This window comes from Nocardia sp. TBRC8007, assembly GCF_056629435.1.
Map to the genome: position 1 here is coordinate 1 of NZ_JBWSOR010000183.1, position 363 is coordinate 363.

Below are 363 nucleotides of genomic sequence, written 5' to 3' on the forward strand. Positions count from 1 at the left end.
CCGCGGGTCTACCCGAAGACTATTTCGATACCGTTGTGTTGAATTCGGTGATCCAGTACTTCCCCGGTCGAGCCTATCTGCGGCGGGTCCTCGAGCGGGTGCTGCGCCTGCTGGCGCCTGGTGGGGGATTGTTCGTCGGTGATGTACGGAATCTGTCGTTGTTGGAGGAGTTCACCACCGCGGTGCAGCTCGCGCGCGGTGGGACAGCCGACCCGCAGATCGTGCAAGACCAGGTCCGTCGAGAGATCGCCACCGAGCAGGAGCTGCTGGTGGCGCCGGAGTATTTCCACGCGTTGGCCGATGAGATCGACGAGATCGGTGCGGTGGATATCGCACTCAAGACGGGCCGGTCGGTCAATGAGT

1 protein-coding gene is annotated in these 363 nt (G+C 62.5%); it reads left to right on the forward strand.

Going from position 1 to position 363, the window contains the following annotated elements:
* Positions 1 to 363, forward strand: a 363-nt coding sequence (locus ACX4ZE_RS23205; RefSeq protein WP_480275592.1) for a class I SAM-dependent methyltransferase, incomplete at both ends; no start/stop codon positions are given.